This is a genomic window from Labrys sp. E2SS-1L (genome assembly GCF_057073705.1).
Genome location: NZ_CP172712.1, coordinates 5,264,549 through 5,278,320 on the forward strand (window position 1 = coordinate 5,264,549; position 13,772 = coordinate 5,278,320).

Sequence of the window (13,772 nt, forward strand, 5' to 3'; positions counted from 1 at the left end):
ATCGAAAATCACAAGGGCCTATGGCGACCGGCTGCCTCCCTCGGCTCTCACGCCTTTGCCGCCACCACCTCCACCTCGACCTTGAACTCTTCCCGCGTGAAGCCCGAGACGATCATCAGGGTGGAGGCGGGCGGCGGATCGGCCACCACCGCATCACGGGCCTTCATATAACCTGCCATGTGCTCGCGGCCGGTGACATAGGCATTGATCCTGACGATATCGGCGAGCGCCATACCGGCCTCGGTCAGGATCGTCTCGATCGTCTTGAAGATCAGCCTGGCCTGTGCTTCTGCCCCCTCCGGAATCGACTCGTCCGGGCCGATGCCGAGCTGACCGGAACAAAATAGCATGCGGGCGCCGGCCGGCACCTCCATGGCGTGGCTGTAGCGGGCGAAGGGAGCCCGCAGCGAGGACGGTGTGACGGCGCGAAGCATGGCGGGTCCTTCGAAAATCTGGCCGGCGCAAAATTAATCGTGATCACGACTTGTGCAAGCGTGAATTGGCGCTAACAATCGGGCACCGGCGTTGCGGCAATCCGATACCAGTAACTCCCAAGACGAAACCGAACAGAGGCGACAGGAATGAACAGCATGCTCAAGACCGCCGTGCTTGCAGCGACGGCCGTGTTTTTTGCCAACCTGAACGCCGCCTGTGCCGAGGAACTGGTGAAGGTACGCTTCGGCACCAACTGGCTGGCCCAGGGCGAGCATGGCGGCTACTATCAGGCCGTGGCCGACGGCACCTACAAGAAGTTCGGCCTCGACGTCGAGATCGTGCAGGGGGGACCGACCGCCAACAACGCCACTGCCCTGGTCGCCGGCAAGAACGACTTCTATATGGGCGGCAATCTGGTCGAGGTCTTTTCAGCCGCCAAGGAGGGGGTTCCCCTCGTCGCGGTGGCCGCGACCTTCCAGAAGGACCCGCAGATCCTGATGACGCATCCCGGCGTCGGCCTCGACAGCTGGGAGGATTTGAAGAAGGCCAAGACCATTTTCATCGGCCCCGATTTCCAGGCCACCGGCTATGCCTGGATGAAGGCGGCCTTCGGCTTCACCGACGAGGCCGTCAAGCCCTATGACTTCAATCCCGGCCCCTTCATCGCCGACAAGGGTTCGGTCCAGCAAGGCTATGTGGCGTCCGAGCCCCTCCAGGTGGAAAAGGGCGGCGGCTTCAAGCCCAATGTCTTCCTGATCGCGGACCAGGGCTGGAACACCTATTCGACCCTGATCGTCACCCGTCAGGACATCATCGATGCCAAGCCTGACGTGGTGCAGAAATTCGTCGATGCCTCGGCGATCGGCTGGGCCACCTATCTCTACGGCGACAACAAGCTCGGCAATGCGGCGATCCAGAAGGACAATCCCGACATGACCGACGAGAACCTCGCCTTCGCCGTCAAGCAGATCAAGGCCTATGGCATCGTCATGTCGGGTGACGCCGAGAAAAGCGGCATCGGCGCCATGACCGACGAGCATATGAAGTCCTTCTTCGACAAGATGGTCGCCGTCGGCCTCTACAAGCCCGATTTCGACTACAAGAAGGCCTACACGCTGAAATTCGTGAACAAGAATGTCGGCTCCGACCTGATCAAGAAGTGACGATGTTGGGTCGAGTGTTACCGGCAGAGTTCCGCCACGCCTCCCGGTCGGGGTGGCGCTGCCCCGGCAATAAAGGGCCATCTCGCCGAGGCGACAGGCCAAGCCAACGTACCGGAGGTCCATCTTGAACCCTCCGGCCCGCCCGACCGTCGTCTCGCTGCGCGACGTGGGCAAGACCTTCTCCTCGGGCACGACCGCGCTCCAGCATCTCGACCTCGACATTCGCCAGGGTGAGATCCTCTCTCTGCTGGGACCTTCGGGCTGCGGCAAGTCGACGGCGCTACGCATCATCGCCGGGCTGGGCGAGGCCTCGAGCGGCAGCGTGGTCTGGGCGGATGGCGGAGCGGACCATTCCCGCGACGTCGGTTTCGTCTTCCAGGAACCGACGCTGATGCCCTGGGCCAGCGTCTTCGACAATGTCTGGCTGCCCGCGCGCCTCAAGGGCGTATCGCGAAAGGCCGTCCGGGATCCGGTCATGCAGGCCCTCGAAAGCGTCGGCTTGGCCGCCTTCGCCGATGCCTATCCGCGCGAACTCTCCGGCGGCATGCGCATGCGCGTCTCGATCGCCCGCGCCATGGTGACCCGCCCCAGGCTCCTCCTCATGGACGAACCCTTCGCTGCGCTGGACGAGATCACACGCCAGAAACTCAACGACGACCTGATGCGCCTGCAAGGCGAACTCGGCTGGACGGTGGTGTTCGTCACCCATTCGGTGTTCGAAAGCGTCTATATTTCCGACCGCATCGTGGTGATGGCGGCCCGGCCGGGACGGGCCTTCGCCGAACTCACCATCGATGCCGAACGCCCGCGCGGCGCGGCCTTCCGCACCACGCCCATCTATGTCGACTATTGCCGCCAGGCCTCCGCCGCGCTGACCTCGGCCATCGGCAAGGCCGCCGGGACCGTCGACGGGCATTGATCGCGAGAGATTTGGATCAGGAGGGCAGGAACAGGATGAGCGCGATCAGTTCAGCGGGCGATGCCGCCGCCCCTTCCGCAGCATCCCGCCGGGGCCCGCCAGCCCTGCTGAAATGGCTGCTGCCGCTCGCCTTTCTGGTGGTGGTGCTGGGGGCCTGGGAATATTGCGTGGCGGCCGGTCTCACGCCGATGAAGGTGGTGCCCGCTCCCAGCGAGATCTGGGCGGCCTTTTTCCGCGAATGGGAAACACTGGGGCCGGCCTGGCTCTTCACCCTGGAAGTAACGCTGAAAGGCTTCGTACTCGCGGTGGTGGGCGGGGTGTGCCTGGCCATCCTGTTCTCGCTGTCGCGGCTGGTCGAATATACGCTCTATCCCTATGCCATCATCCTGCAGGTCACGCCGGTCCTGGCCCTGGCGCCACTCTTGCTGGTGATCTTCTCGCAGGCCACCGTGCTCTTGATCTGCGTGTGGCTCGTCGCCTTCTTCCCGGTGCTCGCCAACACGCTGATCGGCCTGCGCTCGACCGACCATAATCTGCTCAATCTGTTCGAGCTCTACCGCGCTTCGTCCTGGCAGAAGCTATGGCTGCTGCGGCTGCGCGGCGCCCTGCCCTATTTCCTCGGCGGCGTACGCATTGCCGGCGGCCTGTCGCTGATCGGCGCCGTGGTGTCGGAGCTTGCCACCGGCGCGGGCGGCGCCCGCGGCGGGCTTGGCTATATCATCTATCTCGCGCCGCGCTATTTTGCCTATCCGCGTGCCTATGCCGCGCTGGTGCTGCTGTCGCTGAGCGGCATCGTCATCTTCCTCGCCCTGTCCTATCTGTCGCATCTCCTGCTGCACAAATGGCATGAGAGCGCGCTGAAGCGGGAAAACTGATCGTGCCCAAATCCGTTCAATCAGCCGCCAAGATCCCACCCGCCGGCCGCTGGGCGGTCGAGGCCAGCGTGCCGGCCTGCCTGGTGCCGCAGCAGCTTGCCGGCATCGACCAAGACGGCCTGGCGCGCGTCTGCCTGACCGTCGCCGACGGCCGCATCGAGGCGATCGAGGCCGTGACGGGCCCCACCGACGCGCTCTCGACCGGCATGGTGTTCCCGAGCTTCGTGGAACTGCACACCCATCTCGACAAGGGCCATATCTGGCCGCGTCGCCGCAATCCCGACGGCACCTTCTTCGGCGCGCTCGACAACGTCACCCTGGATCGCGAAGCCAATTGGTCGGCCGCCGACGTCGCCGCCCGCATGGATTTCTCGCTGCGCTGCGCCTATGCGCATGGCACATCCGCCATCCGCACCCATCTCGATTCGATCGGCAAGCAGATCGGCATTTCCTGGCCTGTTTTTGCCGAGATGCGGGAGAAATGGGCTGGCAGCATCGAATTGCAGGCGGTGGCGCTGTTCTCCATCGAGCACGTGGCCGATCGTGCGCATATGTCGGACATCATCGCAGCCCTGCGCGCACATGACGGCATCCTGGGCGGCGTCACCTATATGGTGCCGGAGCTTGACCAGGGCCTGGACACGCTGTTCCGTCTCGCCGCCGATAATGGCTTCGACCTCGATTTCCACGTCGACGAGACCCAGGACCCCACCGCCCGTTCCCTGCGCCACGTCGCCGAAGCGGCCCTGCGCCATCGCTTCGCCGGCCAGGTCACGGTCGGCCATTGCTGTTCCCTCGCCCGGCAGGAGGAGGACGAGATCAAGGCCACCATCGACAAGGTGGCCGAAGCCGGCATCGCCGTGGTGTCGCTGCCGATGTGCAATCTCTATCTGCAGGATCGTGTTCCCGGCCGCACCCCGCGCTCGCGCGGCGTGACGCTGCTGCACGAATTGAAGGCTGCGGGGGTTGATGTCGCAGTCTCCTCCGACAACACCCGCGACCCCTTCTATGCCTATGGCGATCTCGATGCCCTCGAGGTCTTCCGCGAGGCGACGCGCGTGGCCCATCTCGACCATCCCTTCGGCGACTGGCCCAAGGCCATCACGGCGACGCCGGCCTCGGTGATGGGCATCGATGCCGGCCGGCTGCGCGTCGGGGGACCGGCCGATTTCGTGCTGTTCAAGGCCAGGACCTGGACGGAACTGCTGTCCCGCCCGCAGGCCGACCGCATCGTGGTGCGCGATGGCCGGGCCATCGACACCACTTTGCCGGACTATGAAGAGCTGGACGCGGTGCTGGGGGGCGGGTCTTCAGACCCGCCTGCTTCCCACCACCCCTGATCGCTCGAATCGGCGGGTCTGAAGACCCGCCCCCCGAAAATCTCCGCCAGGTTCGATCGCATGACCGACATCGCCGCCCTCAAGGCCCGCCTGCCCGACATCCGCATCGAGGATCACCCGACTTTGGTGCGGCAGAAGAGCCGCGACTTCTTCTGGTATTCGCCGGTGCTCAAGCGCGAGCTCGACCACATCACCGGCGATTGCATCATCTTCGCCAAATCGGCCGCCGACGTCGTCGCCGCGCTCGCCGCCTGCTACAAGCTCGACATTCCCGTCACCCCCCGCGGCACCGGTACCGGCAATTACGGCCAGGCCATGCCGCTTTCGCGCGGGGCCGTGCTCGATCTGTCCTTCATGGACAAGATCATCTCGATCGAGCCCGGCGTGCTGGTCGCCGAAGCCGGCGCGGTGATGGCCGAGATCGACAAGAAGACGCAGGTCCATTCCGGCCAGGAACTACGCCTGCATCCTTCCACCGCCAAGACCGCCACCATTGGCGGCTTCGTCGCCGGCGGCTCGGGCGGCGTCGGCTCGATCACCTGGGGCGGGCTGCGTGACTGGGGCAACGTCACCCGCCTCAAGGTAGTGACGATGGAAGAAAGCCCGCGCATCCTCGATCTCACCGGCGAGGACCTGCACAAGGTCAGCCATGCCTACGGCACCAATGGCATCATCACCGAAGTCGAGATGCCGCTGACCACCGCCTTCAAATGGATCGACGTCATCGTCGGCTTCGATACGCTCGCCGAGGCAGCCGCCTTCGCCAATGAGACGGGTGAGGCCGACGGCATCCTCAAGAAACAGCTTGCCGTGGTGGCCGCACCGGCTGCCCACGACTATTTCAACCGGCACCGGCGCTGGATCCCGCGCGACAAGCACATCGTCTGCGCCATGATCGCCCCGCAGAACTACGACGCCTTCCTCACCATCACCCGTCGGCGCAAGGGCGCCGAACTGCTGTTCTCGACATCTGATATGAGCGAGGCCGACCGCAAGGGCCTGCCTGACATCTACGAGCTCGGCTGGAACCACACCACGCTGCGTGCCCTCAAGATCGACCCTACCATCACCTATCTGCAGACGCTCTATCCCTTCCCCAACCAGCTCGACCTCGTCTCCAGGATCCACGCTGTCTTCGGCGACGAAGTGGTGGCCCATCTCGAATTCGTGCGCTTCGACGGCAAGATCACCTGTTTCGGGCTGCCGCTCGTCAAGTTCACCACCGAGGAGCGTCTCGACGAGATCATCCGCATCCATGAGGACATGGGCGCGCCGGTGTTCAATCCGCACCGCTATACGCTGGAGGAAGGCGGCATGAAGCAGACCGACGAGGTGCAGCTCGCCTTCAAGCGCGAAGCCGATCCCAAGGGCTTGCTCAATCCCGGCAAGATGATCGCCTGGGACGATCCCGATTATGATTACACCAAGAACCGGACCTATCTGTTCCGGGGCATGCAAATGGAGGCCTGACGATGTGTGGAGCACACAACAGCGACAACACCAATCTGGCGACAGGAACGCTGCAGGTCGACGACGATCGGGTGCGCATCACTCGCTACGATTTCCAGCCCGGCCAGGAAACCGGCTGGCATCGGCATGAATATCCCTATGCCGTGGTGCCGCTGGTCGACGGCACGCTGCGCATCGTCGACGCGCAGGGCGAGAAGCTGGTGCCGCTCGCAGCCGGCATCTCCTATTCGCGCCCGGCCGGCGTCGAGCACAATGTCTTCAATGGCGGCCAGTCCCACATGGCCTTCGTCGAGGTCGAGATGAAGGGCTGATGCGGGTCCTCGTCCTCTTCTCCCACCCTTGCGAGGAATCCTTCGGCGCGGCACTGCATGCCTGCGTCGTGGAGTCCTTGCGCAAGGCCGGCCACGAGGTCGACGATTGCGACCTCTATGCCGAGGGCTTCCAGCCCGTGCTGACGGCCGCCGAACGGCGCGCCTATCACGACCTGGCGCGAAACCGTGACGGCGTGGCGGCTTACGTCGAACGCCTGCAGCGGGCGCAGGTGCTGGTGATCGTCACGCCGATCTGGAATTATGGCTTTCCCGCCATCCTCAAGGGTTTCTTCGACCGGGTCTTCCTGCCCGGCGTATCCTTCACCCTGGTCGACGGCAAGGTTCAGGGCAATTTACACAACATCACCAAGGTGGTGGCCGTCACCACCTATGGCGGCTCGCACCTGAAAGCCTTGCTGATGAGTGACCCGCCGCGACGCGTGATCACGCGCATGCTGCGGGGCGTGGTCAAGCCCTTCGCGCGCTTTCGCTATCTCGCCCATTATTCGATGAACCTGTCGACGGACCGGTCGCGTGCTGCCTTCCTGGCCAAGGTGAAGCGGACGCTCGCCAGGATCTAAAAGCTGCGCCGGATAGGAAATTTTTACCTGATTCCAGGTAAAAGCCCACGAAATCCTCGACATTTTCTGCCAGAAACTGTATCTGAAGCCGGCTACAGCAAATCATCAGCCGGCGGATCATTGCCATGCGACATCCGGCCTCCAAGACACTTGGTTATCAGTTGATCCACGTGGCCCGGCTGCACCGGGCCCGCACCGCCAAGCTCCTCGAAGGGCTCGGCCTGTTTCCGGGCCAGGAACAGGTGCTCGAAGCCCTTGCCGGGCGGGAAGCCCTCTCGATGAGCGAATTGGCAGACATCCTGCGCGTCAGGCCGCCTACGGCCTCCAAGACGATCGCACGCCTGTCGGCCGCCGGCCTGATCGAGCGCAAGGCGACGGACGGCGATGGCCGTGTCGTGCGCGTGGGCCTGAGCGCGGACGGCAAGGAAAAGGCCGCCGCCATCGCAGCCCTGGCGCTCGACATCGAGGCGGAAGCCACCAGCCATCTCGACAACAAGGACCGCAAGCGCCTGCGCAAGCTGCTCAAGCGGGTCGAAAAGGGCTTCAAGCATGCACTCGGCGGCGAGATGGACGCCGATGACGACGACGAGGGCGACGCCGACGAGGCGTGAAGGTGGGAAGCAGCCCACCTTCCCTTCTCCCCTTGCGGGAGAAGGTGCCCCGAAGGGGCGGATGAGGGGTTTTGCAACCTCACCGTTCTTGGCGACCTGCCGCCAACATGACCTAGATAAGTCGCGAGACCCCTCATCCCCCTGCCGGGACCTCTAGTCAACTCAAGGGAGTTGACGACACCCGCAAGGGGAGAAGGGAAGCCTCATTCATCTCGCCATGATGGCTTCGACCAAATCCTTCGGTCGGAACTGGTAACCGTCATTGTCGACGGCCGCCCAGCCGCCCTTGCCGTCGTCGACGATACGGCTGCGCATGCCGCCAGCCTTGGCGATGATGTCGTAGTCCTGCCCTGAATCGGCGGGATAGGCGAAGGTCATGACGAGATCGGTGGTGCCGACATTGACCGAGCGGTGGATCCAGTAGGGCGGCACATAGCATAGGCTGCGCGGCCCGATCTCGACGGTGCGGATCTCTCCGGCCGGCGATTCCAGCAGCATGATGCCATGCCCGCTCTCGCCGTAATACATTTCCGGACGATTGGGATTGGCGTGGATGTGGCCGCGCGTGAGGAAATATTCCCGCCCCACCTTGCCGGGAATCATGCGGGTGACCCCGATGATCATGTCCCCGGCATCCGCCGAGGGTTTGTAATCCGTCACCTCATAGACGACCTTGTCGCCGAGTTCGGCCAGGACCGCCTGGTAGGCCGCCTCGTCTTCATAGAGACCGGCAAGGTCGGCCATCGTCTTGGTGTAGCGGTTGGTCGCCCCCCGCAATTCCCCCTTCTCGATATCGACGACGCACAGGCCCGGCTCGCGCATGGACATATCAACCAACCTTTCTTTCGACTGCGGCAATCTAGGAAGTTCGCCATTTTGTAGCATCACTACATTTTTATCAGCACCCCGACAACCCCAGATGCATTATTTTAACCTATTTCAAGCTAATTTATGCAATATTGCGTTGCAATATTTCACGAATGTGATTTTGTTTCAATTTTTTAAAATTTCACTCGCTTGACCCCTATCAAAAAATGTACTTATGCTACAGAACTGGGCCCGAAAAAATGCCCTGACAGACGACGTGGAGGAGAGAGCCAATGAAGAAGACCCTTTTGGGCGGCAGCCTGGCCGCAGCATTGCTGGCCGGCACGATGGGCATGGCGAGCGCCGCCGACTGCAAGATCGGCGTGGCGATGTACACGCTGAGCGCCCCCTATTTCGCTGCCCAGCAGGCCGCCGCCATCGACCAGGGCAAGAAGGCGGGTTGCGAGGTTACCACCTCCGACGGCCAGAACGACATGGGCAAGCAGATTTCCGACGTCGAGGACATGGTCGCCAAGGGCGTCAACCTCCTGATTCTCAACCCGCGCGATCCCGAAGGCCTCGTCGGCGCCGCCAATGCCGCCAGCGCGGCCGGCGTGAAGGTGGTGGTGATGGATTCCTCCATCAACACCAAGGCCAACATCGTCACCCAGGTGCGCTCCTCCAACGACCAGAACGGCTTCCTGGTCGGCCAGTGGCTGGCCAAGAAGATGCAGGGCAAGCCTGTCAAGATCATCCTGCTCTCAGGCTCGCAGGGCAATGAAGTCGGCCGTGACCGTCGCCTCGGCGTCTTCCGCGGCCTGGTCGAAGGCCAGCTCGTCAATGACGGCAAGGCCAGCTTCGAAGTGCTCGGCCAGGGCTGGGGCAACTGGGCGACCGAAGACGGCCTCAAGGCCGCCGAGGACCTGCTGCAGGCCCATCCCGACGTCACCGTGCTGCTGGCCGAGAACGACTCGATGGCGCTGGGCGGCATGAAGGCGCTGCAGGCCGCCGGCAAGAACGACGTGCTGGTGCTCGCTGCCGCCGATGGCCAGAAGGAAGCGCTCGCCCTCATCAAGGAAGGCAAATATGGCGCGACCGGCCTCAACGACCCCGATCTGGTAGCCCGTACCGCTGTCGATATCGGCCTGAAGGCCCTCAAGGGCGAGCTCGGCGCCGACACGCCCAAGCTCCAGCTCACCACGCCCGCGGTGATCACCCAGGAGAACGTCGACAAGTTCTACAAGAAGGACGCGGTGTTCTAAGCGGCCGCTTCGAGTCATGCGCCTTCTCCCCTTGCGGGAGAAGGTCCCGGCAGAGGGGTGAAACGCAGACACGGCAAGGTCGTGCGTCTCCCCTCATCCGGCGCTTCGCGCCACCTTCTCCCGCAAGGGGAGAAGGCAATAGTCGCCCTGCGATATCCAAACCAGCGAGGTCTTGATGTCCGAACTCGCCAGGCTCACCGCCATCACCAAATCCTTCGGCGGCGTGCACGCCCTCAAGGGCGTCGACTTCGACGTCCAGAGCGGCGAAGTCCATGCCTTGCTCGGCGAAAACGGGGCCGGCAAGTCGACGCTGATGCGCGTGCTGGGCGGCGAGCTCCAGCCCAGCAGCGGCGAGGTGAAGATCGCCGGCCGCCATGTCGATTTCCGCGATCCGCGCATGGCCAAGGCCCTCGGCATCGCCGTGATCCACCAGGAACTGGCGCTGGCGCCCGATCTGTCGGTGGCGGAGAACATCTTCCTGGGCGAACTACCCGGCGTCTTCGCCGGGCCTGGGCTGAGGAAACGCGCCGGCGAACTGATCAAGCGGCTGGGTTTCGACATCGATCCGGGCGAGCGCGTCGGCAATCTCGCCGTCGCCCATCAACAGGTGGTCGAGATCGCCAAGGCGCTGTCGCGCGAGGTCAAGATCATCATTTTCGACGAGCCGACCGCCGTGCTGTCGGACCGAGACGCCGCACGCCTGCACAAGGTCATCGCCGACCTGCGCGCCCATGGTGTCGGCGTCGTCTACATCTCCCATCGCCTCGAAGAGGTGATGCGGATTTCCGACCGCATGACGGTGATGAAGGATGGCCAGCTCGTCGGCACCGTCGCTGCCAAGGACGTGAGCATCGACGACATCATCCGCATGATGGTCGGCCGGCCGCTCTCCGCCCTCTTCCCCGAGCGTGGGGAGCGCAAGATCGGCGAGGAAGTGATCAGCGTCTCCGCCCTGCATGCCGGCCGCAAGGTCCGCAATGTCAGCCTGGCGGTGCGTGCCGGTGAAATCGTCGGCCTCGGCGGCCTGGTCGGCTCCGGACGCACCGAGGTTGCCCGCCTGATCTTCGGGGCCGACAAACCCGATAGCGGCGCCATCAAGCTCAAGGGCAAGCCGGTGCATTTCCGCTCGCCCCGCGATGCCGTCGCGGCCGGCGTCGGGCTGGTCCCTGAGGACCGCAAGCATCAGGGCGTCATCCTCGACAAACCCATCCGGGTGAACGCCACCATGGCGCGGATGTCGTCGATCACTACTGCACTCGGCTTCCTGCGCCGGGGCCTGGAACGGCGTACCGTCAGTGAGCTTGGCCAGAGCTTGCGCCTCAAGGCCGCCAGCGTCGACGCGCCCGTCTCGAGCCTGTCGGGCGGCAACCAGCAGAAGGTAGTGCTGGCCAAGTGGTTCCATGCCGATGGCGATCTCATCATCCTCGACGAGCCGACCCGCGGCGTCGACGTCGGCGCCAAGACCGAGATCTACACGCTGGTCAATCGCCTGGCGGAGGCCGGCAAGGCCGTGCTGGTGATCTCCTCCGAGCACCAGGAACTCTTCGGCCTGTGCGACCGCGTGCTGGTGATGCGCGAGGGCGAGATCCGCGGCGAACTCAGGCCGGACGGCTACAGCGAGGAAAACCTGCTTTCCCTGGCCATGAGCGAGGGTGGGCAGCCCGGCAAACCAATTCAAGCTGGAACGGTATAGGACAATGACAGCTCTCAGCGAGAACCGCGGCGACGGCAAGCGCGGCTATGATCTCGGCGCCCTGGTGCAGCGTTTCGCGACCCTCGGCATCTTCCTGGTCCTGGTCATCGTCGCCTCCGTGTGGACCGACAGCTTCCTGACCAAGAACAACATCCTGAACGTGCTCCGGCAGGTCGCTTCCGGCGCGGGCATCATGTCGGTGGGCATGCTTTTCGTCATCCTCACCCGCGGCATCGACCTTTCCGTCGGCTCGGTGCTGGCGCTGGGCTGCGTGCTCACAGCCTATTTCATCGCCAAGCTCGGCTATGGCGTCGGCGTCAGCATCGCCTTGGTGATCCTGTGCGGGGCCGCCTGTGGCCTCGCCGTCGGCTTCTTCGTCGCCTATATGCGCCTGCCCTCCTTCGTGATGTCGCTGGCCATGATGGCGATCGCCCGCTCGCTCTCCTTCATGATCTCGGAAGGGCGGCCGATCTCGATCGGTGACGGCGGCCAGGCCCTGGCCGATTTCGGCGCCGGCTACTGGCTCGGCATACCCCAGCCCGTCATCCTGATGTTCGCGGTGTTCATCGTCGGCGGCATCGTGCTCTCCTTCACGCGCTTCGGCCGCATCATCACCGCCATCGGCTCCAACGAGGAGGCCGTGCGGCTCTCCGGCATCGCGGTGCCGCGCTACGTTCTCTCCGTCTATGTGATCTCCGGGGCGCTGGCCGGGCTCGCCGGCGTGATTTCCGCCAGCCGCACGACCATCGGCTCGGCGCAGGTCGGCGTCGGCATGGAACTCAACGTCATCGCTGCGGTGGTGATCGGCGGCGCCAGCCTGATGGGTGGCCGCGGCGACGTGGTCAACACGCTGCTGGGCACGCTGGTGATGGGCATCATCGCCAACATCATGAACCTCGCCGGGGTGCCGGGCTACAGCCAGCAGCTCTATACCGGCCTGATCATCGTGGTGGCGATGCTGCTGCAATACGCCACCGGCACCTTGAAACGATAGAACACGACCCGACGCGCTGCCGACTCCGTTGACAGCGCGTCTCTTTTTGTCTAGTTTTTCACATATATGATCATATTTCACAAATGTGAATATCGGTCATTCACCGCCGCCAGGCGGTGCGACACAGGGAATTCCTTCAAATGGCCGCAACTCAGGGATGGCACAGCGCACAGGGCCGGGCCTTCGGTGGTCCGCTCAAATACATTCAGCGCGCCGGCGAGATCGACCGCCTCGCCGATCATCTTCGTCCGCTCGGCAGCAAGGCCTTCCTGCTCGTCGATGGCTTCGTGTTCGAGAAACTCGGCCCCTCGATCCTTGCCTCGCTGGAGGGCAGCGGCCTCGGCCTGACCATGGAGAAGTTCAACGGCGAATGCTGCCGCGAGGAGATCGACCGGGTGACGGCCCTGGTCGCCGAGGCCAAGGCGGATGTCGTCGTCGGCATCGGCGGCGGCAAGACGGCCGACACCGCCAAGCTGGCCGCGATCGCCAACCAGGCCCGCATCGCCATCGTGCCGACCATCGCATCCACGGACGCGCCGACCAGCGCCATCGCGGTGACTTACACCCCGCAGGGCGTGTTCAAGGAATCCTTCATGCTGCCGCGCAACCCGGACGTGGTGGTGGTTGACAGCGCCCTGATCGCCAAGGCGCCCGCGCGCTTCCTGGTCGCCGGCATCGGCGATGCGCTCTCCACCTGGTTCGAGGCTCGCTCCAACCTGGAATCGCGTTCCGACAATTTCATCGCTGGCGGCTATCCCGCCCCGCTCGCGGGCATCGCCATCGCCAAGGCCTGCCACGAAGTGCTGATGCGCGATGCGCTGGCGGCCAAGCTCGCGGTCGAGAAGGGCGCGCTGACGCCGGCCGTCGAGAACATCATCGAGGCCAATACGCTGCTCAGCGGCCTGGGCTTCGAGAATTGCGCGGTTTCCGCCGCCCACGGCATCCATGACGGCCTGACCGCTCTCGAGGAAAGCCATGGCTTCTTCCACGGCGAGAAGGTCGCCTTCGGCGTGCTCTGCCTCCTGATGCTGGAGGGGCGCCCGCTCGCCGAGATCGAGGAAACCGCCCGCTTCTGCAAATCGCTGGGCCTGCCCGCCACCCTAGCCGACCTCAGGCTCGGCAAGGCCACCGCCGCCGACATCGAGCGCGTCGCCAAGGCGGCCCTGAAGGAAGGGTCGATCACCTGGCGGGTCGCCGTGCCCCTGTCGGTGGAGATCGTCCGCGATGCCATCATCGCCCTGGACGCCTTCACCTCCTCGCTCTTCGGCGCGGAGCGGCAGGCCGTCTGACGGCCCCTGCTTCCCCTTTTCC

The 13,772-nt window shown here is 64.2% G+C and carries 14 protein-coding genes; 12 read left to right on the forward strand and 2 right to left on the reverse strand.

Going from position 1 to position 13,772, the window contains the following annotated elements:
• Positions 1 to 47: 47 nt before the first annotated feature.
• Entirely contained in the window at positions 48 to 434 is a 387-nt protein-coding gene (locus ACIGJE_RS24680; protein WP_415084628.1) for a RidA family protein, read from the reverse strand.
• A 147-nt stretch (positions 435 to 581) separates the two neighbouring features.
• On the opposite strand from ACIGJE_RS24680, the gene ACIGJE_RS24685 reads away from it, so the two are divergent.
• The 8 genes from ACIGJE_RS24685 to ACIGJE_RS24720 all read left to right on the forward strand — a co-directional run bounded on the left by ACIGJE_RS24685 (position 582) and on the right by ACIGJE_RS24720 (position 7,705).
• Positions 582 to 1,598, forward strand: a complete 1,017-nt coding sequence (locus ACIGJE_RS24685) for an ABC transporter substrate-binding protein (protein ID WP_311940074.1) — start codon at positions 582 to 584, stop codon at positions 1,596 to 1,598.
• 124 nt (positions 1,599 to 1,722) lie between these two features.
• Positions 1,723 to 2,517, forward strand: a complete 795-nt coding sequence (locus ACIGJE_RS24690; RefSeq protein ID WP_415084626.1) for an ABC transporter ATP-binding protein — start codon at positions 1,723 to 1,725, stop codon at positions 2,515 to 2,517.
• Between the two features lie 35 nt (positions 2,518 to 2,552).
• A complete protein-coding gene (locus ACIGJE_RS24695) occupies positions 2,553 to 3,392 on the forward strand; it encodes an ABC transporter permease (protein WP_394312970.1) in 840 nt (279 codons plus the stop codon).
• A 2-nt stretch (positions 3,393 to 3,394) separates the two neighbouring features.
• The gene (locus tag ACIGJE_RS24700) at positions 3,395 to 4,732 is read left to right on the forward strand and encodes a cytosine deaminase (protein WP_415084623.1); all 1,338 of its coding nucleotides are present in this window, start codon (positions 3,395 to 3,397) and stop codon (positions 4,730 to 4,732) included.
• A 60-nt stretch (positions 4,733 to 4,792) separates the two neighbouring features.
• A complete protein-coding gene (locus ACIGJE_RS24705; RefSeq protein ID WP_415084621.1) occupies positions 4,793 to 6,202 on the forward strand; it encodes an FAD-binding oxidoreductase in 1,410 nt (469 codons plus the stop codon).
• A gap of 2 nt (positions 6,203 to 6,204) precedes the next feature.
• Positions 6,205 to 6,513 (forward strand): cupin domain-containing protein, encoded by a 309-nt coding sequence (locus ACIGJE_RS24710; RefSeq protein ID WP_311940085.1) that lies wholly within the window; start codon positions 6,205 to 6,207, stop codon positions 6,511 to 6,513.
• Positions 6,513 to 7,094 carry an NAD(P)H-dependent oxidoreductase gene (locus tag ACIGJE_RS24715; protein ID WP_415084619.1) on the forward strand — a complete coding sequence of 194 codons (582 nt, stop codon included), beginning with the start codon at positions 6,513 to 6,515 and terminating at the stop codon, positions 7,092 to 7,094. Before ACIGJE_RS24710 ends, ACIGJE_RS24715 begins: the two co-directional genes overlap by 1 nt.
• A 125-nt stretch (positions 7,095 to 7,219) precedes the next feature.
• A complete protein-coding gene (locus ACIGJE_RS24720) occupies positions 7,220 to 7,705 on the forward strand; it encodes a MarR family winged helix-turn-helix transcriptional regulator (RefSeq protein ID WP_311940089.1) in 486 nt (161 codons plus the stop codon).
• 207 nt (positions 7,706 to 7,912) lie between these two features.
• Here ACIGJE_RS24720 and ACIGJE_RS24725 read toward each other — a convergent pair whose 3' ends face one another.
• Positions 7,913 to 8,533 carry a glucose-6-phosphate isomerase gene (locus ACIGJE_RS24725; RefSeq protein ID WP_311940157.1) on the reverse strand — a complete coding sequence of 207 codons (621 nt, stop codon included), beginning with the start codon at positions 8,531 to 8,533 and terminating at the stop codon, positions 7,913 to 7,915.
• Between the two features lie 272 nt (positions 8,534 to 8,805).
• Between ACIGJE_RS24725 and ACIGJE_RS24730 the strand changes: the two genes are divergently transcribed.
• The 4 genes from ACIGJE_RS24730 (at position 8,806) to ACIGJE_RS24745 (ending at position 13,750) form a co-directional block, all read left to right on the forward strand.
• On the forward strand, positions 8,806 to 9,774 hold the full coding sequence (locus ACIGJE_RS24730; protein WP_209432877.1) for a substrate-binding domain-containing protein: 969 nt from the start codon (positions 8,806 to 8,808) through the stop codon (positions 9,772 to 9,774).
• Between the two features lie 175 nt (positions 9,775 to 9,949).
• Complete coding sequence (locus ACIGJE_RS24735; protein ID WP_311940093.1) at positions 9,950 to 11,467, forward strand: sugar ABC transporter ATP-binding protein; 1,518 nt, start codon at positions 9,950 to 9,952, stop codon at positions 11,465 to 11,467.
• A 4-nt stretch (positions 11,468 to 11,471) separates the two neighbouring features.
• Entirely contained in the window at positions 11,472 to 12,461 is a 990-nt protein-coding gene (locus tag ACIGJE_RS24740) for an ABC transporter permease (RefSeq protein ID WP_311940095.1), read from the forward strand.
• A gap of 140 nt (positions 12,462 to 12,601) precedes the next feature.
• Positions 12,602 to 13,750 carry a glycerol dehydrogenase gene (locus ACIGJE_RS24745; protein ID WP_415084615.1) on the forward strand — a complete coding sequence of 383 codons (1,149 nt, stop codon included), beginning with the start codon at positions 12,602 to 12,604 and terminating at the stop codon, positions 13,748 to 13,750.
• The last annotated feature ends 22 nt before the right edge of the window (positions 13,751 to 13,772 follow it).